Below are 20,204 nucleotides of genomic sequence, written 5' to 3'. Positions count from 1 at the left end.
GAACGGATTAGAACCGTCTTTCAGGTTAATCCCTTTGTGAACCGATGCACAAAGTAGGGGCGCTACGGTTGGGGACATGCATCGCATCACCTTGCTCGGCAAACCCGGCTGCCACCTCTGTGACGACGCCCGCGCGGTCATCGCCAGGGTGGCCGGAGAGCTGGGCGTGCCGTGGGAGGAGGTCAGCATCGACTCCTCCGAGGAGCTCAGGGAGAAGTACTGGGAGATGATCCCGGTGACGCTGATCGACGGCGTGCAGCACGACTTCTGGCGGGTCGACGAGGCCCGCCTGCGCGCCGCCCTCGCCTAGGACACGACGGTCAGAACATGACGGTGGGCAGCGGCACCACCTTCGCGGCGTTGACGTTGAGCTCGATGACGTTCGTGGCCAGCACCATCGCCTGACGCTCGTTGAGGAACCGCTCGACGTGCGGCTGGCGCTGGTGGTCGCGGTAGGCGACCTCGTCGCGGTAGAGCTCGTAGACGATGCGCTGCAGGGGCGCCGACTTGACGGCGTGGCAGGCGTAGACGAGCGTGTCAGGCTCGCCGCGGCGCACGGCCTCGACGGTGGCCTCGGCCAGGCGGTCGAACGCGTCGCCGGCGCCGTCCATGATCGTGAAGACGGTGAGCAGGCCGTAGATGCTGGGCGAGGGCCTGCCGCCCGCCTGCTGGGGCTGCGACGGGGTGAACAGCTCGGCGCCCGGGTAGGCCACGCCGGTGCCGGGCATCGAGTAGTCGGGCCGGGAGGGCTGGGCGTCCATGCGCGGGGAGGTGTCCATGCGCGGGGGCGGGGAGCCGTTCATGATGTAGCCGGTCGCGGGGCCCGAGTCGGGCGCGGCCCCCATCCGGGCGGCGTAGTCGACCTGCTGGTCGCCTGCCCGGTATTCGGCCACCAGGTCGCCCAGGCCGGGCGAGCGGCGCGGGGGCGCCACGGGAGGCGGCTCGGCGGCCGGCACCGGCACCGGCACGGGCTCGGGCGCGACCCTGCGGCCCGGCCGGCGCTCCACGTCGTCGTGCGGCGTCTCCAGGTCGTCCTCGTCGTCCTCGTACGGCGCCAGCGGGCGCAGCACGGTGTACCAGATCGCCGCCGCGCCCACCGCGAGCAGCGCGGTGGTGAACAGCGGCGGCACCGAGAACCGCATGGCCCCCACCAGGGCGATGCTCGACGGCGCGATGACCAGGACCGCGTGGAGGTTGTCGGTGTCGTACTCGTCGCCGCCGCGCCACTTGAGCCCGGCCACCACAACGCACGCCAGCAGGACGAGCACGTCGATCGTGTGCACGCCGATGAGCAGCTTGTCCGGGATGAGCCCCCACATGGCCGAGCCGGACGGCAGCGACTTGCCCAGGTCGGTGGACCTGAGCGGGTCGAAGGTCAGGATCGCGACGGAGACGACGGTGAGCGCGATGCCGAACAGCCAGGCCAGGAACCTCGGCGGCACCTTGTCGGACAGCAACTGGATCAGGCCCACGGCCAGCCAGAGCGGCGCGAGCAGCGACCCGGTCACCTGGTAGAGGCGGAACGTGACCGGCCCGAACCCCAGGACGTAACCGACGCCGATCGCGGCCAGCGACAGGCACAGGGCTCCAGCTGCAACGGTCCAGGCGATCAACCACCCCTCGGGCTCGTCGCGCAGCCGGCGGATCAGGGCTCCGGTCGCGACCGCGGCGAGGAGCGCACCGGCAAGGGCTATGACAGCAACGAGGATCTCCATGGTGACTCCAATGCTGCCGGACGATGCCTCCCGGCCGGTAGCCGAAGAGGAAACAGGCGCTCCATGAGGGGCTTCGCCGCAGGCTGTGGGGTATGCGCCTATACGGTATAGGGCGATTACTCGTAGCCAGGCCAGCAGGCGCGGATTGTGGAATTTCCAGTTGATTTCTAGAGTATTCGAGCACGCCGCACCCCTTACCCCTAGGGATACCGGATGCCTGATTCGTGGCCGTTCGCCGGGCTGCTTGCTCCAGCGGTCGCTGGACCTGCCCGGACGGGCGAGCTTGGCGTGCGCGAAGAAGTGCCCGACGACATCCGCACGCTGGTGCTGCACGCCAAGAACGGATGCACGGACTCCTTTGGCACGCTCTACGACCGCTACGTGGACCTCGTCTACCGCTACATCTACTTCCGGGTCGGCTCCCACCAGCTCGCCGAGGACCTGACCAGCGAGACCTTCCTGCGCGCGCTGCGCAGGATCGGCGACTTCACCTGGCAGGGCCGCGACTTCGGCGCCTGGCTCGTCACCATCGCCAGGAACCTGGTGGCCGACCACTTCAAGTCCGGCCGCTACCGACTGGAGATCCCGACGGGAGAGCTGATCGACGTGCCGCTCGAAGGCGCGCACATCCCGGAGAACGCGGTGGTCACGGCCATCATGAACGACCGGGTGCTGCGCGCCGTCCGCGATCTCAATCCCGACCAGCAGGAATGCGTGGTGCTGCGCTTCCTGCACGGCCTCTCGCTCGCGGAAACCGCGTTGATCATGGGGAAGAAGAGTGGAGCGATCAAAGCGCTGCAGTTTCGGGCCATTCGAACGCTCGCCAGGGCACTCAAGCACGACCTGGCGTAACCTCTCCCACCCGCACCTCGTTAGGCCAGTTGGCACGGCTGGATCCCTCAGGGAGCTGTCATGAGTAGGGCGCGCAGGCGGCGGGAGCTCGTCATCGAGCGTCTCACGGAGCTGCACGGCCCGTCTCTGGGCGGCGGGCCCGAGCCGGCGTTCCGCGAGCGCCTGCGCGCGGACCTGGTCTCCGGCCGCCTGCTGCTGACGACCCCCGACGAGGAGCGCGCGCCGGGCCCGGCCGTCCCGTCCGTACGCCGCCGACGCCGTCCGCTGCTGTCCCAGGTCGCCACGCTCGGCCTGGCGGGGGCCATGATGGTGGCGTCCTTCGCCACGTACCAGGCGGTCCCGGGCGACACGCTCTACCCGCTCAAGAGGGCCGCGGAGAGCACCCTCGTGCACCTGAGCACCGACGACGCCCAACGCGGCGAGCGCGAGCTGGCCTCGGCCGAGACCCGCGCCAAGGAGGTCGCGAGCCTGCTCGGCTCGTCCACCGACAGCCCGCTGGTCGGCCAGACGCTCAAGGACATGGAGGACTCCACCCGCTCCGGGATCAGCCGGCTGACGCGTACGCAGCCCCGCTCGTCCAAGATCAAGAAGTTCGCCCAGAAGCAGCGGGAGACGGTCGAGCCGATGCTGGACCACCTCAACGAGGCACAGAAGGGACAGGCCGCCGGCTACCTCGACTACATCGAGGGGCTCGTGGCACCGGCTAGGTAAGCTGAACCGCATGTGGCGGCTAATGCGACGACGACACGAGGTTGGGGCCGAGGCCGCCGGCGAGGCCGCGGCGCGGGCGGCGGTCACCGTCGCGCCTACCGAGCCGGTCGAGCCGGACCTGGAGGCGGCGGCCTTCTTCGACGTCGACAACACCATGATGCGCGGCGCGTCCATCTACCACTTCGCCCGCGGGCTGGCCACGCGCGGCATGTTCACCACATCCGATCTGCTGAAGTTCGCCGTCGGCCAGGCCGTGTTCCGGCTGCGCGGCAACGAGAACCCGGAGCACATCGCGGTCGCCCGGGAGACCGCGCTCGCCTTCGTCGCGGGCGCCAAGGTCGACGACGTCGTCCGCCTCGGCGAGGAGATCTACGACGAGGTCATGGCCGACCGCATCTGGGGCGGCACCCGCGCGCTCGCGCAGAGCCACCTCGACGCCGGCCAGCGCGTCTGGCTCGTCACCGCCACGCCCGTCGAGCTGGCCCGGGTCATCGCCCAGCGGCTCGGCCTCACCGGCGCGCTCGGCACGGTCGCCGAGACCGCCGGCGGCGTCTACACCGGCCACCTGGTGGGCGACCTGCTGCACGGCCCGGCCAAGGCGGAGGCGGTGCGCGCGCTGGCCCGCCGCGAAGGGCTCGACCTGACCCGCTGCACGGCCTACAGCGACTCGGCCAACGACCTGCCGATGTTGTCGCTGGTCGGCAGCGCGGTGGCGATCAACCCCGACAGCGAGCTGCGCGAGCACGCCAGGAAGCACGACTGGCCGGTCAAAGACTTCCGCACCGGCCGCAAGGCCACCATGACCGCCCTGCCGATCGCGGCCGGGGTCGGCGCGATCGCGGGCGGCGTGGCGGCCGGCATCGCCCTGCGCAGGCACTACCGCTCCCACTGACCGCCCGCGGACGAGGCCGCCGGCGCGGCCCGGCGGCGTGGACGGCTCCTTGACGTCCACGGCCGGGCGCGCGCCGGCGCCGGTCATCGCAGGCGTTCGAACAGCTTCTGGGCGTCCGGCTGCCGCCACTCGATCCGGTTGGGGTCGTCCTGGGCCGGTTTCCAGGGCACGGTGACGAACGCCACCTGCGTCGCGGACGTGGCCCTGGCCAGCTCGACCATGGCCTCCAGGCTCAGGTCCGTCTTGACCGACTTGCGCACCTCGCCGACGAAGTCGCGCAGCCGGCCCGGGTCGGCGGCCGTGCTCCTCGCCTTCTTCAGCATCGCCAGCAGCAGGATCTGCTGCCGCTTGATCCGCTGGACGTCCGAGCCGTCGCCGTAGCGGCGCAGGCGGGCGTAGCCGAGGGCGCTCTCGCCGTTGAGCATGACCTTGCCCGCGGGCAGTTTCAGCTTCGACGCCTTGTCGTCCACGGGCGTCCTGAGCGTGATCTGCACGCCGCCGAGCGCGTCCACCATGCCCTTGAAGCCGGCGAAGTCGACCTCGACGGTGTGGTCGATGCGGACGTCGGTGAGCTTCTCCAGCGTCTTGACCAGACAGCCCGCTCCCCCGGTGTTGTACGCCGAGTTGATCATGTCCTTCCGCGCCGGGTCGGACCCGCACGACGGGATCTGCACGATCGAGTCGCGCGGCACGCTGACCCCGACGGCCTGGCCGCGGTCGGCGGGCACGTGCACGAGCAGGATGGTGTCGGAGCGCCTGCCGCCCTTGTCGGGCGTCCTGGCCAGGTGGGGCCCGTACTTGGCGTTGCCCGGCCCGCCGCGCGTGTCGGAGCCGATCACCAGGATGTTACGGGCGCCGGTGATGTCGACCGGCCGCACGCCCGTCGACGGAGCGGCCACGATGTTGCCGTTGACCAGCATGGTCGGCACCGCGACGGCCGCGGCCGTGCCCACGGCGACCAGGCCGGCCGTCCAGTAGGCGTTCCATCGGCGGCGCGGGCGCTCCCGCAGCAGGCGGTCGCGCTGGCGGGCGAGCGTCGGGGGCGGCTCGTGCTCCAGTTCCCCGCCGAGGTCGCGGAGCATCCGCAGGTCGTCCATGGTCACTCCTCCGCCAGCATGGGGTTGGTGTCGCCGAGCGCGGCCCGCACCTTCCGCCTGCCCCTGTTGAGGCGGGAGCGCACGGTTCCGATGGGGATGCCGAGGGCCCGGGCGACCTCTTCGTAGGTGAGGTCGCCCCAGGCGATCAGCAGCAGGACGTCCCGGTCCTTGGCGGGCAGCGCGGCCAGCGCGCCCGCCAGGCGGGGACGGGCGGCCTGCGCCGTGACCCCCGCGGCGACGCGGTCGGCGGGCGACTCCACGTCCTGGTCGAGGGGGGACCGCAGGAACGCCCGGTACCGCGCCGCCTCCTTGCGGTGGTGGCGGGAGATGAGCTTGGTGAGGATGCCGAAGAGCCACGGCCTGGCGTCGGGGCAGGACAGGTCGTAGCTCTTGCGGCGGGAGAACGCGACGAGGAACGTCTCGCCGACGAGGTCCTCGGCGGGCTCAGGGCCGAGGCGTTTGGAGACGTACCGGTAGAGCATGGCGGAGTAGCGGTCGAACAGCTCGGCGAACGCCTCCGGCTCGGTCAGGGAGGCGCTCACGAGCTCCGAGTCCGCCCCCCTGGTGGCGGGTTGCGTGATCATCTCCGCCCTTCTGTGGAGAATCGGTCACGGATGTCTTGCCACAACCCGCCAAGAGGGTTCAGATCTCCTTCAGGAACCCGCCGTCCACGGCGATGTCGGCGCCGGTCGTGCTGCCCGAGCGCGGCGAGACCAGCAGGGCCACCATGTCGGCGATCTCCTGCGGGCTCACCAGGCGTCCGGTGGCCAGCTTCATCATGCCGGGGGCGACCTGGGCGATGACGTCCTCCTTCGAGGCCCCGGCCATCCCGGCGATGACGTCGGCGGCGCCGCCGTCCTTGGTCCACCAGTCGGTCAGCACCGGGCCGGGCGAGATCGTGTTCACCCGGACGCCCTGCGGGCCGTACTCCTCCGAGACGGCCTTGCTCACGTGGTTCATGGCGGCCTTGGCCGCGCCGTAGTCCACGTTCATGGCCCCGGGCTGGCGGGCCGAGCCGGAGGAGATGTTCACGATCGAGCCGCCGCCGCGCTCCACCATGAGGGGCACGGCCGCGCGGATCATGCGTACGGCCGCGAACAGGTTGAACTCGAACATGGCCTGCCAGTCGTCGTCGCCCGGCGCCATGAACCCGATCCGGGGCAGCGTCACGCCGGGGGGCGGCCCGCCGGCGTTGTTGACCAGGATGTCCACCCCGCCGAACTCCTCGACGGCTCGGGCGATCACCCGGGCGGGCGCCTGCGGGTCCATCAGGTCCACCGCGACGTGCGTCACCTTGGCGTCGGGCGCGGTCCGCGAGGCCGCCACGACGTGCACGCCCTCCTCCGCCAGGGTGCGCGCGACGGCCAGGCCGATGCCCTTGGACGCGCCGGTGACGACGGCCACACGGCCGGAAAGCTGGAGATCCATCGAAGAGGTTCCTCTCGGGTGTCAATGACTGCACCCGCAGGAACACCGGCCGGACGCGACCGGTTGCACCCTTCACAGGAACGGCGGGAAGGCCGGCCCCCTGCGCAGCCGCAACTCGTTGAGCATCTGCTGGACGACCTCGCGCACGTGGTCGGTCAGGTTGAACACCAGCATCGGGTCGTCGGCCGCGGCGGGCTCGTACTCGTCGGTGCGGATCGGCTCGCCGAACTCGATCATCCACTTGGACGGCAGCGGCACCAGCCCGAGCGGCCCGAGCAACGGGAAGAACGGCGTGATCGGCAGGTAGGGGACGCCGAGGATGCGGGCCAGGAACTTCAGGTCGCCGATCTTCGGATAGATCTCCTCAGCCCCCACGATGGCCGTGGGCACGATCGGCACGCCCGCGCGGATCGCCGAGGCCACGAACCCGCCCCGGCCGAACCGCTGCAGCTTGTAGCGCTCGGAGAACGGCTTGCCCACGCCCTTGAAGCCCTCGGGGAACACGCCGACCAGCTCGCCCTTGCGCAGCAGCCGGTCGGCGTCCTCGGGGCAGGCCAGCGTGTGGCCGGTCTTGCGGGACAGGTGGCCGAGCAGCGGGAGCTGGTAGACCAGGTCGGCCCCGAGCAGGCGGACGGCCCGGCCCGCCTCGTCGTGCAGGGCGACCTGCATCATGAGCGCGTCGATCGGCAGCGTGCCGGAGTGGTTGGCCACCACCAGCGCGCCGCCCTCGGCGGGCACGTTCTTCAGCTCGGCCGTCTCGACCCTGAACCAGCGGTGGTAGAGCGGCCTGATCAGCTCAAGGAGCACCTTGTCGGTCAGCTCGGGGTCGTAGCCGAACTCGTCGACCTCGTACTCGCCGGTGATGCGCCGGCGGACGAACGCCAGCAGCCGGGCCAGCGGATCGGGCTCCTCGTAGGACGGCGCGGCGCTGATCGGGATCACCCGGCCTTCCTCCTCGTGCGGCACGCTCACGGACGCACACCTCCGAACGGATGCATACCCCGTGAACGCACGAAGTCGTCGAAGGCCGCCGCGGTGGTGTACTTGGGCCGCCAGCCCAGCTCGGCCTCCAGCCTGGCGGTGTCGACCGCCCGGCCGTAGCTCATCAGCCGCAGCTGCTCGGGCGAGTACTCGACGAGGCCGAGCCTGCGCACGGTGTTGCCGAGCGTGCGGAAGACGGGCGCGAGCAGCGGCAGCGACGCCCGCCCGGCCCGGCGCGCGCACTGCGACAGCAGCAACACGCCTGCCCCGGCCACGTTGAACGTGCCGGGGTGGTCTTCGTTCGCCATCCTGCGCAGCACCTCGACCGCGTCGTCCTCGTGGACGAACTGCAACCGCGGGTCGAAGCCGAACACCGTCGGCAGGACGGGCTGGGTGAAGTACCGCGTGAGCGGCGAGTCGACGCCCGGACCCATGAAGTTGGCGAAGCGCAGCAGCGACACCGTCACGTCGGGGCGGCGGCGCGCGAAACCGCGCACGTAGCCCTCGACCTCCGCCGCGTCCTTGGCGTAGCCGTGGACCGGGCCGACGTGCGGCTCCAGGTCCTCGGTGAACACCGCGGGATCGCGCGGGGACGAGCCGTAGACGGCGGTGGTGGAGCGCACCACCACGCGCCGCACGGTCGACGACCGCTGGCAGGCACCGAGCAGTTGCATGGTGCCGATGACGTTGTGCTCCTTCATGGCGGCCCTGCCATCGCCCTTGGACGGGGCGCTGACCAGGCTCATGTGCACAACGGTGTCGATGTCCGCGGCCGCGATCACCTCGGCGATGTCGGGGCTGCGCAGATCGACCCGGACGAATTCCGTCCGGCCCAGAGTGATGCCGCCGTCCCGCGTCAGCGAGAGGGGCGGCACGGTGTCCACTCCGATGACGCGGCTGATCTCCGGGTCAGCCGCGAGAACGCTCGCCACCCGGGCGCCTATGTGGCGCGAGACCCCGGTGACAAGCACGGTGTGGGTCATCAGCGCCTCGCAGCTGCGTCGGTTACTTCTTGTTACGCCGCTGGATGCGCGTCTTCTTGAGCAGCTTGCGGTGCTTCTTCTTGGCCATCCGCTTGCGGCGCTTCTTGATCACAGAGCCCACGGGACCCCCAGGTACTGATAGCAAGTCTGAATCGATGTGCGAGCGCACACCGGGTGACAGACTACCGGCGATCGGGGGTGGATCGCCCCTTGGGGGGTGAAAGCCCGGCCTCGTGGTGCGCAGGCCGGGCTTCTCCCGCGACCGAATTCACGGCGCGTTCGGGCGCGCCGCTACTTCAACCTGCCTCGATGTAGGCCTCCCGCAGATAGTCGTGGACCGCCTGCTCGGGCACTCTGAACGACCGGCCAACTCGGATGGCCGGCAGCTCCCCTGAGTGGACGAGCCGGTACACCGTCATCTTGGACACCCTCATGACCGTCGCGACTTCAGCCACGGTCAGGAACTTCACCTCGCTGAGAGGTCTTTCGCCTGCACCCATCGGACGCCTCTTCCGCACGTGTTTCCGGGTTATCCCCACTGGTGCCATTGCTCACGCACGTGTACTGCCGTCAGCGTAAGTCGGGACTCCGGGTGCGCAAACCCCCTATTTTCTCAGTCCGCGGAGCCACCTGTCAGCCGGACCAGTAAAGTCGCTGGTTAGCAGCCAGGCCGAGCACCTCGCCTGGACCTTGGAACTGTCCAAGTTGCCACACATAAGAGTCGCCCAAGCCCCATCAAAAGTTGGCAAAGGGACAGCGAGCCTCTTGGAATGCAGGCGCGAAAAGACGGTATGGGGAGGGCCGTTTTCGACTCAAAGGGCTCGTGAGACCAGAGTGACCAATCGCTCGGTCAGCGGAGCGTAATAGCGGGGTAGCACATTGTCGTCGAGTGGCACGACGACGTCGATCTTTCCCTCGGCCTCGCCGAGGAACAGGCCGGGGTCGTTGCTGTCGGCGAAGGCCACCGTCGGCACGCCCGCCTCGCCCGCCGCCCCCGCCCAGCCGTGGTCGGCGATCACCAGGTCGGGCAGCCCGCCTTCGAGCTCGTCGAGCATGTGCCGCATCGGGGCCGAGTCGTGGGTGTGCACGAAGCCGCCGCGGTCGTCGAGCATGGCGACGTCCTGGAGGTAGCGGATGCGGCGCGGACGGCCGAAGCCGGAGCCGGCGTACGTCCAGCCCTCGGCCGGGGTGAGCAGGGTCGCGCCGCGCTCGACGGCGAACCTGGCCAGCGGCAGGTGGACGGCGAGCAGCCCGGTCGGGTGGCCGGTGGCGAACAGCACCCGCGGGGCCGGCCGCGACAGCACCGACGCGATGCGCGCCGCCATGGCGTCGATCGCGTCGATCGTCAGGTCGGGGTCGATGGTGTCCTGGCCGCGGCGGTGGCCGGGATCGGCGACCACGCCGGCCGACTTGGCCATCAGGTCGAGGACGTCCCGGAAGGTCCACGGCTGCTCGAACGTCAGGCCGAGCATGTAGTACGGGTCGCGGTTGGCCAGCGAGCTGTAGTGGTCGAGGTTGTTCTCGCGCGACGTCGCGACGTCACCGGCGATACGGCTGTGGATCAGGTGTCGGCGGAGTTCGTCGCGGCTCAGCACAGGTCTTCCTCATCAGGGGCATCGAGGACGTCGAGCGTCGTCGGGGCGGTCGTCAGGGCATCGGGTCGAGGCCGTGCAGAGGGAACACCGCCTGCCGGGTCGCCATGACCGCACGGTCGATGGGGTCCGCTGGGTCATAACCGCCGGAGATGTCGCGAAATTCCGGGTTGCGTCCGTCGGTCATGGTCAGCGGGGGCGCCTCGCCGGTGCGCTCCCTGACGTACTGGCGCCAGGCGTCGGGGGTGGGCGTGGCCGGATCGACGGGATGGCCGGCGGCCTCGGCGATGAGGTGCGTCCAGATGCGCGGCACGACCTGGACGAGCTCGTAACCGCCGCCGCCCACCGCGATCCACCGGCCGCCCGCCGTCTCGTGCGCCAGGTCGTGCAGGGCCGCGTAGGCGGCGCGCTGGCCGTCGATGCTGAGCATGAGGTTGGCGAGGGGGTCGAGCGCGTGGCTGTCGCAACCGTGCTGGGTGACCAGGATCTCCGGGCCGAACTCGCGCAGCAGCGGCGGCACGACCGCGTGGAAGGCGCGCAGCCAGCCGGAGTCGCCGCAGCCGGCCGGGAGCGCCACGTTGACGGCCGTGCCCTCCGCGCCGGTCTCGTGCGGGAAGCCGGTGCCCGGGAACAGCGTGCGCGGGCTCTCGTGCAGGCTGATCGTCAGCACCCGGGGGTCGTCGTAGAAGACGGCCTGCACGCCGTCGCCGTGGTGCACGTCGACGTCGACGTAGGCCACCCGCGTGTCCCCCTGCTCCAGCAGCCAGGCGATGGCCAGGGCCGGGTCGTTGTAGACGCAGAAGCCGCTGGCCGCGGCCGGCATGGCGTGGTGGAGCCCGCCCGCGACGTTGACCGCGTGCTCGGCCGCGCCCTCCCAGACCGCGCGCGCCGCCGCCAGGGACGCCCCCGCGATCAGCGCGGACGCCTCGTGCACGCCCTTGAAGGCCGGATTGTCGGTGGTGCCGAGCCCCGCCCGCAGGTCGGGCACGCCAGCCACGGAGACGCCCTTGACCGCCTCGATGTAGCCGCGGTCGTGCACCATGGCCAGCTCGTCGTCGCCGGCGGGCGCGCAGCCGGCCATCTCGACCTTGTCGAGGACGCCGAGCGCGCGGGCGAGCGCGATCGTCAGCTCGACCCTGATGGGCGCCAGCGGGTGGCTCGGGCCGAAGTTGTAGGAGGTGAGAGCGTCGTCCCAGATGACTCGTGCCGTTCGGCTCATGCCCCGCCCTCCGCGCGTCCCTCACCTTGCGCCGACGTTACCGCAGCGCCCTGTTCCGGTTGTAGCCCGGGTGATCGTCGGGGACGGTCTCGGTCGCATCAGAAATTTCGTGACTTAGTGTTTTATGGTGCGCTGGGCGCGACCTTTCCGCAGAATCTTCCATTTCTTCCGACGTCCCCGGGTTTTCGACACCACGATCGTGGTCGTGCTCGCCCTGTTCGCGAGCCTCGGGGTGATCGTGTCGTCCGTCCAGACGGGGGCCGACGGGGCGCTGGGGTCGGCGCACTTCCTGCTGACCAGCGTGCTGCTGCTGGTCCGCCGGAGCAGGCCGGTGCTGGTGGCCGGGGCCGTCACGGCGTTCGACGTGGTCGGCATCGCGGCCGGACTCGTGACGTCGGCCACCATCCCGGAGGGCATCGCCTTCTACAGCCTGGTGCGGCACTCCTCCGGCCGTCCGCCGCTGGTCATGACGGTCGTGGGGATCGTGGTCTACGGCACGGTGATGGAGATCAAGGGGCCGGGCCTCGGGCAGTTCCTGGCCGGCGCCTTCGTCGTCGCGATCCCGGCCGGCATCGGCGCGCTGGTCAAGGCCAGGGCCGAGTTGAACGAGCGCAGCAGGCTGGAGGCCGCCGACGCCGCCGTACAGGCCGAGCGGCGGCGGATCGCCAGGGAACTGCACGACGTCGTCGCGCACCACATCACAGTGATCAACGCCCTGGTCGGCGGCGCGCGGGCGACGCTCGCGCCCGAGCAGGAGGTCACCCGCGAGGCGCTGGAGAGCGCCCAGCAGACCGCCCGCCAGGCGATGTCGGAGATGCGCCGGCTGCTGCACGTGCTGCGGGCCGACGGCAACGACGGCCCGGACGCCGCGACCGGCGTGGGGGCCGACCGCCTGCCCGCGCTCATCGGCGAGGCCAGGAGCGCCGGGCTGCCCGCCAGCCTGACCGTCACGGGCGAGCCGGTGGCGCTGCCCTCGGCCGTGGACCACGCCGTCTACCGGATCGTGCAGGAGGCGCTGACCAACACCCGCAAGCACGCGGCCGGCGCCAGGGCCAGCGTGCGCCTGGCCTACGGGTCCGAGGCGGTGGAGGTCGAGGTGCTCGACGACGGCGTGCCGCAGCAGGGCGGCGCGCCGGGGTTCGGGCTGGGCGGCATGGCCGAGCGGGTCGCGTTGTGCGGCGGCCGGCTTTCGACCGGCCCGCGTCCCGGGGGAGGATTCCGGGTGCACGCCCGCATCCCCTTGGAGGCAACATGATCACGGTGCTGCTGGTCGACGACCACGAGCTGGTCCGCAAGGGGTTCCGGCTGATGCTCGACGCGCAGCCCGACCTGTCCGTGGTGGGCGAGGCCGGCGACGGCGAGCGGGCCGTCGAGCTGAGCCGGCGGCTGCGTCCCGACGTGGTGCTGATGGACCTGCACATGCCGGGGCTCGACGGCGTGCGGGCCACCGAGCTGATCACCTCGGAGCTGCCGGGCGTGCGGGTGCTCGCGCTGAGCACCTTCGACCTGGACGAGAACGTGCTCGCGGCGCTGCGGGCGGGCGCCGGCGGCTTCCTGCCCAAGGACGTCTCCCCGGAGGAGCTGATCGAGGGCGTGCGCGTGGTGCACCGGGGCGAGTCGGCGGTCGCGCCGCGGCTGCTGACCCGGCTGATCGGCACGTTCGTCCGCGCGTCGAGGCCGCCGGCCGCGCCCGCGCCGCCCGTGCTGGACGCGCTGACCGAGCGCGAGCGGGAGATCCTCGTGCTGATCGCCAGAGGCCGGTCGAACACCGAGATCGCCGGGCAGCTGGCCGTCTCCCCCTCGACCGTCAAGAACCACGTGACCAGCCTGTTCGCCAAGATCGGGGTCAGGGACCGGGCGCAGGCCGTGATCGTCGCCTACGAGGCGGCGCTGATCAAACCTGGAGACTAGGACCAGGCTCCCAGGCCGCGCCCGGCAAGAACGTCCTCACGGCCGAAGAGAACGGCAGGCCCCGGGCGGCACGCTTGGTGACATGACGGCGATTCGCGCAACCAATCTGAGCAAACGCTACGGCGCCACCCATGCCGTCGCGGACCTGTCGTTCGACGTCGAGCCCGGCCAGGTGACCGGGTTCCTCGGGCCCAACGGCGCCGGCAAGTCCACGACCATGCGGATGATCCTCGGCCTCGACCGGCCGTCGGGCGGGTCCGTGCTGGTGGACGGGCGGCCGTACCAGGAGCATCGGCACCCGCTGCGCAAGGTGGGCGCGCTGCTGGACGCCAAGGCCGTGCACGGCGGCCGCAGCGCCCGCAACCACCTGCTGGCCATCGCCCAGAGCAACGGCATCCCGGCGGGCCGGGTGAACGAGGTGCTGGAGGCCGTCGGCCTGCGCGAGGTGGCGCGGCGGCGGATCGGCGGGTTCTCGCTCGGCATGTCGCAGCGCCTCGGCATCGCGGCCGCGCTGCTCGGCGACCCCGAGATCCTGCTCTTCGACGAGCCGGTCAACGGGCTCGACCCCGAGGGCATCCTGTGGATCCGCACGTTCATGCGCAAGCTGGCCGCCGAAGGGCGCACGGTGTTCGTCTCCAGCCACCTCATGAGCGAGATGGCCCAGACGGCCGACCACCTGATCGTGATCGGCCGGGGCCGGCTGATCGCCGACACGAGCGTGCAGGAGTTCATCGGGCGCAGCTCGCAGGGCTACGTACGGGTGCGCTCCCCGCGCCTGGCCGAGGTCGCCGACCTGGTCAAGGTGGGCGACCTGTACCCCGACCACCTGCGCGTCACCGCGATGAGCACGCTGGAGATCGGCACCCTGACCGCTCGGGCCGGGATCCCCCTGGAGGAGCTGACGTTCGTGCAGCCCTCGCTCGAAGCGGCGTACATGGAGCTCACCAAGGACAGTGTGGAGTACTCGTCATGACCGACATCCTGAGGTCCGAATGGACCAAGATCCGTTCGGTGCGCTCGACGGTGTGGACGCTCGCCGTCACCGCCGTGCTCCTGATCGGCCTGGGCGGGCTGCTGTCGGTCGCGTCCAAGGCCACGGCCGACGGGCAGCCCATCACCGGTGACCAGGCCGTCATGACGAGCCTGACCGGCATCATGTTCGCCGCGCTGTCCATGGCCACGCTGGGCGTGCTGGTGATCTCCAGCGAATACCGGACCGGCGGCATCCGCACGTCGCTGCTGGCCGTGCCGAGGCGGCTGAAGCTGCTCACCGGCAAGATCGTGGTGTTCACCGTGACGGCGCTGGTCGTCTCCACGGTCGCGGCGGCCGCCGCGGTGGCCGTCGGCGTGGCGATCCTCCGGCCTGACTCGGTCGACGTGGGCGCCGCGGCGCAGTCGGTGTTCGGGGCCGGGCTCTACCTCACCGCCTGCGGCCTGTTCGGGCTGGGGCTCGGCACGGTGATCCGGCACACGCCGGGCGCGATCGTCTCGGCCATCGCGCTGATGATGGTGCTGCCGCAGCTCACCAACGCGCTGCCCGGCGAGTGGGGCAAGGCCGTCTCCGACCACTTCACCACCAACGCCGGTATGGAGATCGTGCTGGACCAGCCCGGGAACCCGCTGGGGCCGTGGAGCGGGCTCGGCGTCTACGCGCTGTGGGTCGCCGTCGCGGTGGCCGCGGGCGCCGTGCTCCTGCAGCGGCGGGACGCCTGAGCCGCACCCGGCGGCCGGGCTCCCCCGCCGCCGGTCAGCCCGAGGCGAGCTGGCGCCCCCGGTCGCGGGCGGCCTCGATGGCGGCCAGGAAGGCGGCGCGCACGCTGTGGCGCTCCAGCTCGGCGATGGCCGCGATCGTGGTGCCGCCCGGCGAGGTGACGGCCTCCCGCAGGATCACCGGGTGCTCCCCGGAGTCGCGCAGCATCACGGCCGCGCCGACGATCGACTGGGTGACCATGTCGAGCGCGGCGGCCCGCGGCATGCCGAGCAGGATGCCCGCGTCGACCATGGCCTCGACCAGGTAGAAGAAGTAGGCGGGGCCGCTGCCGGACAGCGCGGTCGCGGCGTCCTGCTGGGACTCGGGGATGCGCAGCACCTTGCCGACCGGCTTGAGCAGGCCCTCGGTGAGCTTGAGGTGCTCCTCGCCGGCGTGCGCGCCCGCCGAGATCACGCTCATCGCCTCGTCGAACCTGATCGGCGTGTTGGACATGACCCGGACCACCGGCACCTCGACGCCGAGCCGCTGCTCGACGAACGCGGTGGTGATGCCGGCCGCCGCCGTGATGACCAGGCGGTCGGCCGGGACGTAGGGGGCGATCTCCGCCAGCAGGGTCGCCATGTCTTGAGGCTTGACGGCCAGGATCAGGGTGTCGGCCGACTTGGCCGCCTCGGCGTTGTCGACCGTGCGCACGCCGTACGTCTCGCGCAGCGCCTGCGCCCGCTCCGGACGGCGGCTGGTCGCCATGATGTCGCCCGGCTTGAACCCGGCGCGCAGCAGCCCGGACAGCAGGGCCTCGCCCATCTTGCCGGTGCCCAGAATCGCGATCATCTCGACCTCTCGAAGGGGAACGGACGCCGGCCCAGCCTACTAGCCCCGCGACAGCAGCGATCTGAGGAAGAACGCCAGGTTGCGAGGGCGTTCGGCCAGGCGGCGCATGAGGTAGGCGTACCAGTCGGCGCCGTACGGGACGTACACGCGCACCTGGCCGCCCAGCCCGGCCAGACGGCGCTGCTCGCCGGGGCGCACGCCGTACAACATCTGGTACTCGAAGCCGTTGACGTCACGGCCGTCGAGCACGGCCAGGGTGGAGGCGATCTGGATCATCCTGGGGTCGTGCGTGGCGATCATGGGGTAGCCGGTGCCCGCCATGAGGATCTTGAGGCAGCGGACGAACGAGCGGTCGACGTCGGCCGGCCTGCTGTAGGCGCCGGGGGCGGTGTAGGCGCCCTTGCAGAGCCGTACGCGGGCGCCGGCCAGCTTCTCGCAGCGTTCGAGCGCGTCGGGCAGGTACGCCTGGACCACGATCCCGACGTCGGGGTGCTCCTTGCGCAGGGTGGCGTGCACGAAGTGCAGGCCGCCGATCGTGTCGTGCTCCTCGGCGTCGAGCGTGACCGTGATGCCGCGGGCGGCCGCCGCCTCGCAGATGGTGGCCGCGTTGTCGAGCGCGACCTGCTCCGACAGCCGCAGCCCGAGCGCGGTCAGCTTGACCGAGGCGTCGCCGCCCGGCGGCAGCCGGTCGAGCAGCGACAGGTACTCGCGCACCGCCGCCTCGGCCTGTCTCCTGTCGGTCACCTCTTCGCCCAGGTGGTCGACGGTCACGAGCAGGCCCTCGTGGGACAGCCCGCGGATGACCGCGCCGACGTCGTCGGCGACGTATCGCTTGACCACGTCCCTGGTCAGCGGCGATGTGGTGATGACGCGTTCGGCGCGTTCGCTCTTGGAGACGGCGAGCATTGCCTGACGGAGCACGTGACCCACACTAACCGCCCACTTCCCGGGTATATCGCTGAACCGCGGACCTGCCCTTTTCGTCTTATGGATATGCGCACAATGACGACAGCGACTCTTCTCGCCGGTTCTCTGGTGCTCGCGACGGGTTGTGCCACATCGCCGCCGGCCGCCCGTCCGCTGCCGCAGACGCCCGCCGAGCACGTCGTGACACCGGTCACCACCGCCCCCAGCAAGGCCCCCGAGCCGGTCAAGCCCACCGGCGACGCCATCAACGTGCACAAGGTCCGCTGGACCAAGGCCACGGCCCTCTCACGCGGCAAGCAGGTCAGGCTCACCTGGTGGTCGGGCGTGGAGCCGTGCACCGTGCTGGACAAGGTCAAGGTCAAGGAGACCGCCAAGAAGGTCACCATCACCCTGTACGAGGGCACGTCCCCGAAGGCCAAGGACGTCTCCTGCATCATGCTGGCCCTGGAGAAGACCACGACCGTCAAGCTCAAGCACGCCCTCGGCAAGCGAAAGCTCGTCGACGGCGCGAAGCCCTAGCGTCCGAGGCGCCGGCAGCGCCGCGCCGTCCTCCAGCGCCCTCGTGGCGAGACGACTCCGGGAACGCCATGGTCCCGGCAGTCCAGCTTGCCCTCCGTCTGCGACCACCGGAGCAGGGACCCGCGGCGTGGTCCCACGGGAACCACTGATCCTTGCGGCCGACCTGGTGATCAGGTGGAACCACCGAGCGCCCGCCCCCGTTACGCGGGTTGTGGAGAATCACGGTTTGGTGCCCGATTGTCGGGAATGCTGGCACGCTCACAGGGGTTGAGTCGGGTAGGCTCAAGTCGTTTGACAAAGACGACACGAATCCGTAGCTTGAGTCCAACCGACTCAACTTTGACTACAAGGACGTACTCATGGCACGTGCGGTAGGTATCGACCTTGGGACGACCAACTCCGTCGTCTCGATCCTCGAGGGCGGTGAGCCCACCGTCATCGCCAACGCGCAGGGCTCGCGGACCACGCCGTCCGTGGTCGCCTTCGCGAAGAACGGCGAGGTCCTGGTGGGCGAGGTCGCCAAGCGGCAGGCCGTCACCAACGTTGACCGGACGATCCGCTCGGTCAAGCGCGAGATGGGCACCAACTGGTCCCAGGAGATCGACGGCAAGAAGTTCTCCCCCCAGCAGATCAGCGCCTTCGTGCTGCAGAAGCTGAAGCAGGACGCCGAGGCGTACCTGGGCGAGAAGATCACCGACGCGGTGGTCACCGTCCCGGCCTACTTCAACGACGCCCAGCGCCAGGCCACCAAGGAGGCCGGCACGGTCGCGGGCCTCAACGTTCTGCGCATCATCAACGAGCCGACCGCCGCGGCCCTCGCCTACGGGCTCGACAAGGAGCAGGACCAGACGATCCTGGTCTTCGACCTCGGCGGCGGCACCTTCGACGTCTCGCTGCTCGACGTCGGCCAGGAGGACGGCCACGGCTTCGTCGAGGTCAAGGCCACCTCCGGCGACAACCACCTCGGTGGCGACGACTGGGACCAGCGCGTCGTCGACGAGCTGGTCAAGCGCTTCCAGAACGCCCACGGCGTCGACCTCGCCAAGGACAAGATGGCCCTCCAGCGCCTGCGTGAGGCCGCGGAGAAGGCCAAGATCGAGCTGTCCAGCCAGGCCGAGACCAACATCAACCTGCCCTACATCACCGCCTCCTCCGAGGGCCCGCTGCACCTCGACGAGAAGCTGACCAGGGCCGAGTTCCAGCGCCTGACGGCCGACCTGCTCGAGCGCACCAAGGGCCCGTTCCACCAGGTCATCAAGGACGCCGGCATCAAGGTCTCCGACATCGCGCACGTGGTGCTCGTCGGCGGCTCGACCCGCATGCCCGCCGTCACCGAGCTCGTCCGCGAGCTGACCGGCGGCAAGGAGCCCAACAAGGGCGTCAACCCCGACGAGGTCGTCGCCATCGGCGCCGCTCTCCAGGCCGGCGTGCTCAAGGGCGAGGTCAAGGACGTCCTCCTGCTCGACGTGACCCCGCTGTCGCTGGGCATCGAGACCAAGGGCGGCATCTTCACCAAGATCATCGAGCGCAACACGACGATCCCGACCAAGCGCTCGGAGGTCTTCACCACGGCCGAGGACAACCAGCCGTCGGTGCAGATCCAGGTCTACCAGGGCGAGCGCGAGATCGCCTCGTACAACAAGAAGCTGGCCACCTTCGAGCTGACCGGCATCGCCCCGGCGCCGCGCGGCATCCCGCAGATCGAGGTCACCTTCGACATCGACGCCAACGGCATCGTCAACGTCTCCGCCAAGGACCTGGGCACGGGCAAGGAGCAGACGATGACCATCACCGGCGGCTCCGCGCTGCCGAAGGACGACATCGAGCGCATGATGCGCGAGGCCGAGTCGTACGCCGAGGAGGACAAGAAGCGCCGCGAGGAGGCCGAGGTCCGCAACAACGCGGACGGTCTGGCCTACCAGACGGAGAAGTTCCTCCGCGAGAACGACGACAAGGTCCCCGGCGACATCAAGACCGAGGTCAACGACGCCCTGTCGGAGCTGAAGAAGGCTCTTGAGGGCACCGACACCGACGTCATCCGCACCTCCGCGGAGAAGCTCGCCACGGTCAGCCAGAAGATGGGCTCGGCCATCTACGCCGCCAGCCAGGGCCAGCAGGCCGGCCCCGAGGGCGCTCCGCAGGACGCCTCGGCCGGTCAGGGCGCCAAGGCCGACGACGACGTGGTCGAGGCCGAGATCGTCGACGAAGACCAGCCGAAGAAGGACCAGTGATGCCGGCGCGCGACAACGGGCACGAGGAGCCGGTGATCCGCGACAAGCGCAAGATCGACCCGGAGACGGGCGAGGTTCGGGAGACCTCGGGCGAGCAGCCCGAGGCGCCCGCCGAGCAGGCGCCGGCGGCGGCCCACGACGGTGAGCTGGCGGCCCAGCTCGCCGAGCGGACCGCCGACCTCCAGCGCCTCCAGGCGGAGTACACGAACTACCGCAGAAGGGTCGAGCGCGACAGGGTCGCGGTCCGCGAGCAGGCCGTCGCCGGCGCGCTGACCGAGCTCCTCCCTGTGCTCGACGACATCGGACGGGCCCGTGACCACGGCGAGCTGACCGGTGGCTTCGCGAAGGTGGCGGAGTCGCTGGAGTCGGTGCTCACCAAGCTGGGCCTCAGCGCCTACGGCCAGAAGGGCGACCCGTTCGACCCGACGGTCCACGAGGCGCTGATGCACAGCTACTCGCCCGACGTGACCGAGCCCACCGCGATCGAGGTGCTGCAGCCCGGTTACCGGATGGGTGAGCGGGTGCTGCGCCCGGCGCGGGTGGCGGTGGCCGAGCCCGAGGACGCTCCTCCCGCGTCCAATGACGACGAAGCAAACTGACAAAA

General features: G+C 70.6%; 23 protein-coding genes. 11 read left to right on the top strand and 12 right to left on the bottom strand.

The annotated features are described in order from the left end of the window. The first annotated feature begins 76 nt into the window (after positions 1-76). Entirely contained in the window at positions 77-310 is a 234-nt protein-coding gene (locus ACIBQ6_RS20690) for a glutaredoxin family protein (protein WP_352322537.1), read from the top strand. 10 nt (positions 311-320) lie between these two features. On the opposite strand, the gene ACIBQ6_RS20685 is transcribed toward ACIBQ6_RS20690, so the two are convergent. Beyond that, positions 321-1,715 (bottom strand): antibiotic biosynthesis monooxygenase, encoded by a 1,395-nt coding sequence (locus ACIBQ6_RS20685; RefSeq protein WP_358290298.1) that lies wholly within the window; start codon positions 1,713-1,715, stop codon positions 321-323. A gap of 288 nt (positions 1,716-2,003) precedes the next feature. Between ACIBQ6_RS20685 and ACIBQ6_RS20680 the strand changes: the two genes are divergently transcribed. From ACIBQ6_RS20680 to ACIBQ6_RS20670, 3 genes are read left to right on the top strand one after another with little or no spacing between them, the layout of a single operon-like run. Continuing rightward, the gene (locus ACIBQ6_RS20680) at positions 2,004-2,567 is read left to right on the top strand and encodes a sigma-70 family RNA polymerase sigma factor (protein ID WP_357966288.1); all 564 of its coding nucleotides are present in this window, start codon (positions 2,004-2,006) and stop codon (positions 2,565-2,567) included. Between the two features lie 60 nt (positions 2,568-2,627). Continuing rightward, complete coding sequence (locus ACIBQ6_RS20675) at positions 2,628-3,278, top strand: DUF5667 domain-containing protein (protein WP_397213654.1); 651 nt, start codon at positions 2,628-2,630, stop codon at positions 3,276-3,278. A gap of 22 nt (positions 3,279-3,300) precedes the next feature. Further along, complete coding sequence (locus tag ACIBQ6_RS20670) at positions 3,301-4,170, top strand: HAD-IB family hydrolase (protein WP_358290304.1); 870 nt, start codon at positions 3,301-3,303, stop codon at positions 4,168-4,170. Between the two features lie 83 nt (positions 4,171-4,253). Here ACIBQ6_RS20670 and ACIBQ6_RS20665 read toward each other — a convergent pair whose 3' ends face one another. The 9 genes from ACIBQ6_RS20665 to ACIBQ6_RS20625 all read right to left on the bottom strand — a co-directional run bounded on the left by ACIBQ6_RS20665 (position 4,254) and on the right by ACIBQ6_RS20625 (position 11,470). Beyond that, positions 4,254-5,267 carry an LCP family protein gene (locus ACIBQ6_RS20665; RefSeq protein ID WP_397213652.1) on the bottom strand — a complete coding sequence of 338 codons (1,014 nt, stop codon included), beginning with the start codon at positions 5,265-5,267 and terminating at the stop codon, positions 4,254-4,256. 2 nt (positions 5,268-5,269) lie between these two features. Beyond that, on the bottom strand, positions 5,270-5,851 hold the full coding sequence (locus tag ACIBQ6_RS20660; protein WP_358290310.1) for a sigma-70 family RNA polymerase sigma factor: 582 nt from the start codon (positions 5,849-5,851) through the stop codon (positions 5,270-5,272). Between the two features lie 58 nt (positions 5,852-5,909). Next, positions 5,910-6,695, bottom strand: coding sequence for an SDR family NAD(P)-dependent oxidoreductase (locus ACIBQ6_RS20655; RefSeq protein ID WP_397213650.1), 786 nt, complete (start codon positions 6,693-6,695; stop codon positions 5,910-5,912). A 72-nt stretch (positions 6,696-6,767) separates the two neighbouring features. Further along, positions 6,768-7,667: a lysophospholipid acyltransferase family protein gene (locus ACIBQ6_RS20650; RefSeq protein ID WP_387678017.1), complete on the bottom strand. Its 900-nt coding sequence runs from the start codon at positions 7,665-7,667 to the stop codon at positions 6,768-6,770. Beyond that, positions 7,664-8,659 carry an NAD-dependent epimerase/dehydratase family protein gene (locus ACIBQ6_RS20645; RefSeq protein ID WP_397213647.1) on the bottom strand — a complete coding sequence of 332 codons (996 nt, stop codon included), beginning with the start codon at positions 8,657-8,659 and terminating at the stop codon, positions 7,664-7,666. Before ACIBQ6_RS20645 ends, ACIBQ6_RS20650 begins: the two co-directional genes overlap by 4 nt. A gap of 22 nt (positions 8,660-8,681) precedes the next feature. Next, on the bottom strand, positions 8,682-8,780 hold the full coding sequence (locus ACIBQ6_RS20640) for a 30S ribosomal protein bS22 (protein WP_018654693.1): 99 nt from the start codon (positions 8,778-8,780) through the stop codon (positions 8,682-8,684). A gap of 175 nt (positions 8,781-8,955) precedes the next feature. Continuing rightward, positions 8,956-9,159: a helix-turn-helix domain-containing protein gene (locus tag ACIBQ6_RS20635; RefSeq protein WP_026214222.1), complete on the bottom strand. Its 204-nt coding sequence runs from the start codon at positions 9,157-9,159 to the stop codon at positions 8,956-8,958. 312 nt (positions 9,160-9,471) lie between these two features. Further along, positions 9,472-10,254, bottom strand: coding sequence for a phosphatase (locus ACIBQ6_RS20630; protein ID WP_358290319.1), 783 nt, complete (start codon positions 10,252-10,254; stop codon positions 9,472-9,474). 52 nt (positions 10,255-10,306) lie between these two features. Continuing rightward, positions 10,307-11,470: an acetoin utilization protein AcuC gene (locus tag ACIBQ6_RS20625; protein WP_397213645.1), complete on the bottom strand. Its 1,164-nt coding sequence runs from the start codon at positions 11,468-11,470 to the stop codon at positions 10,307-10,309. Positions 11,471-11,675: 205 nt separating this feature from the next. On the opposite strand from ACIBQ6_RS20625, the gene ACIBQ6_RS20620 reads away from it, so the two are divergent. The 4 genes from ACIBQ6_RS20620 to ACIBQ6_RS20605 all read left to right on the top strand — a co-directional run bounded on the left by ACIBQ6_RS20620 (position 11,676) and on the right by ACIBQ6_RS20605 (position 15,094). Further along, positions 11,676-12,725, top strand: a complete 1,050-nt coding sequence (locus ACIBQ6_RS20620) for a sensor histidine kinase (RefSeq protein ID WP_397213643.1) — start codon at positions 11,676-11,678, stop codon at positions 12,723-12,725. Further along, entirely contained in the window at positions 12,722-13,381 is a 660-nt protein-coding gene (locus ACIBQ6_RS20615) for a response regulator (protein WP_397213641.1), read from the top strand. Before ACIBQ6_RS20620 ends, ACIBQ6_RS20615 begins: the two co-directional genes overlap by 4 nt. Before the next feature lie 82 nt (positions 13,382-13,463). Then, positions 13,464-14,354 (top strand): ABC transporter ATP-binding protein, encoded by an 891-nt coding sequence (locus ACIBQ6_RS20610; RefSeq protein ID WP_364327378.1) that lies wholly within the window; start codon positions 13,464-13,466, stop codon positions 14,352-14,354. Further along, positions 14,351-15,094 (top strand): ABC transporter permease, encoded by a 744-nt coding sequence (locus ACIBQ6_RS20605; protein WP_358290332.1) that lies wholly within the window; start codon positions 14,351-14,353, stop codon positions 15,092-15,094. Before ACIBQ6_RS20610 ends, ACIBQ6_RS20605 begins: the two co-directional genes overlap by 4 nt. A 34-nt stretch (positions 15,095-15,128) precedes the next feature. On the opposite strand, the gene proC is transcribed toward ACIBQ6_RS20605, so the two are convergent. Both proC and ACIBQ6_RS20595 read right to left on the bottom strand, forming a co-directional pair. Continuing rightward, positions 15,129-15,923 (bottom strand): pyrroline-5-carboxylate reductase, encoded by a 795-nt coding sequence (gene proC / locus ACIBQ6_RS20600; RefSeq protein WP_397213638.1) that lies wholly within the window; start codon positions 15,921-15,923, stop codon positions 15,129-15,131. A 39-nt stretch (positions 15,924-15,962) separates the two neighbouring features. Then, positions 15,963-16,844, bottom strand: coding sequence for a proline dehydrogenase family protein (locus tag ACIBQ6_RS20595; protein WP_358290335.1), 882 nt, complete (start codon positions 16,842-16,844; stop codon positions 15,963-15,965). Positions 16,845-16,925: 81 nt separating this feature from the next. On the opposite strand from ACIBQ6_RS20595, the gene ACIBQ6_RS20590 reads away from it, so the two are divergent. The 3 genes from ACIBQ6_RS20590 to grpE all read left to right on the top strand — a co-directional run bounded on the left by ACIBQ6_RS20590 (position 16,926) and on the right by grpE (position 20,199). Beyond that, positions 16,926-17,369: a hypothetical protein gene (locus ACIBQ6_RS20590; protein WP_358290338.1), complete on the top strand. Its 444-nt coding sequence runs from the start codon at positions 16,926-16,928 to the stop codon at positions 17,367-17,369. Positions 17,370-17,728: 359 nt separating this feature from the next. Then, positions 17,729-19,600 (top strand): molecular chaperone DnaK, encoded by a 1,872-nt coding sequence (gene dnaK / locus ACIBQ6_RS20585; RefSeq protein WP_358290341.1) that lies wholly within the window; start codon positions 17,729-17,731, stop codon positions 19,598-19,600. Next, positions 19,600-20,199: a nucleotide exchange factor GrpE gene (gene grpE, locus ACIBQ6_RS20580; protein WP_357966251.1), complete on the top strand. Its 600-nt coding sequence runs from the start codon at positions 19,600-19,602 to the stop codon at positions 20,197-20,199. Before dnaK ends, grpE begins: the two co-directional genes overlap by 1 nt. The last annotated feature ends 5 nt before the right edge of the window (positions 20,200-20,204 follow it).

Origin of the sequence: Nonomuraea sp. NPDC049655, assembly GCF_044465465.1 — a bacterium.
Taxonomy (GTDB): domain Bacteria; phylum Actinomycetota; class Actinomycetes; order Streptosporangiales; family Streptosporangiaceae; genus Nonomuraea.
This window is presented reverse-complemented; position numbering and strand designations above follow the sequence as displayed.

What these genes read in the sequence shown, in the direction of transcription:
- ACIBQ6_RS20625 (WP_397213645.1), bottom strand. Translation starts at nt 11,470, where the DNA reads ATGAGCCGAACGGCACGAGTCATCTGGGACGACGCTCTCACCTCCTAC.
- ACIBQ6_RS20670 (WP_358290304.1), top strand. Translation starts at nt 3,301, where the DNA reads ATGCGACGACGACACGAGGTTGGGGCCGAGGCCGCCGGCGAGGCCGCG.
- ACIBQ6_RS20665 (WP_397213652.1), bottom strand. Translation starts at nt 5,267, where the DNA reads ATGGACGACCTGCGGATGCTCCGCGACCTCGGCGGGGAACTGGAGCAC.
- dnaK (WP_358290341.1), top strand. Translation starts at nt 17,729, where the DNA reads ATGGCACGTGCGGTAGGTATCGACCTTGGGACGACCAACTCCGTCGTC.
- grpE (WP_357966251.1), top strand. Translation starts at nt 19,600, where the DNA reads ATGCCGGCGCGCGACAACGGGCACGAGGAGCCGGTGATCCGCGACAAG.
- ACIBQ6_RS20690 (WP_352322537.1), top strand. Translation starts at nt 77, where the DNA reads ATGCATCGCATCACCTTGCTCGGCAAACCCGGCTGCCACCTCTGTGAC.
- proC (WP_397213638.1), bottom strand. Translation starts at nt 15,923, where the DNA reads ATGATCGCGATTCTGGGCACCGGCAAGATGGGCGAGGCCCTGCTGTCC.
- ACIBQ6_RS20635 (WP_026214222.1), bottom strand. Translation starts at nt 9,159, where the DNA reads ATGGGTGCAGGCGAAAGACCTCTCAGCGAGGTGAAGTTCCTGACCGTG.
- ACIBQ6_RS20615 (WP_397213641.1), top strand. Translation starts at nt 12,722, where the DNA reads ATGATCACGGTGCTGCTGGTCGACGACCACGAGCTGGTCCGCAAGGGG.
- ACIBQ6_RS20610 (WP_364327378.1), top strand. Translation starts at nt 13,464, where the DNA reads ATGACGGCGATTCGCGCAACCAATCTGAGCAAACGCTACGGCGCCACC.
- ACIBQ6_RS20645 (WP_397213647.1), bottom strand. Translation starts at nt 8,659, where the DNA reads ATGACCCACACCGTGCTTGTCACCGGGGTCTCGCGCCACATAGGCGCC.
- ACIBQ6_RS20660 (WP_358290310.1), bottom strand. Translation starts at nt 5,851, where the DNA reads ATGATCACGCAACCCGCCACCAGGGGGGCGGACTCGGAGCTCGTGAGC.
- ACIBQ6_RS20655 (WP_397213650.1), bottom strand. Translation starts at nt 6,695, where the DNA reads ATGGATCTCCAGCTTTCCGGCCGTGTGGCCGTCGTCACCGGCGCGTCC.
- ACIBQ6_RS20685 (WP_358290298.1), bottom strand. Translation starts at nt 1,715, where the DNA reads ATGGAGATCCTCGTTGCTGTCATAGCCCTTGCCGGTGCGCTCCTCGCC.
- ACIBQ6_RS20605 (WP_358290332.1), top strand. Translation starts at nt 14,351, where the DNA reads ATGACCGACATCCTGAGGTCCGAATGGACCAAGATCCGTTCGGTGCGC.
- ACIBQ6_RS20675 (WP_397213654.1), top strand. Translation starts at nt 2,628, where the DNA reads ATGAGTAGGGCGCGCAGGCGGCGGGAGCTCGTCATCGAGCGTCTCACG.
- ACIBQ6_RS20590 (WP_358290338.1), top strand. Translation starts at nt 16,926, where the DNA reads ATGACGACAGCGACTCTTCTCGCCGGTTCTCTGGTGCTCGCGACGGGT.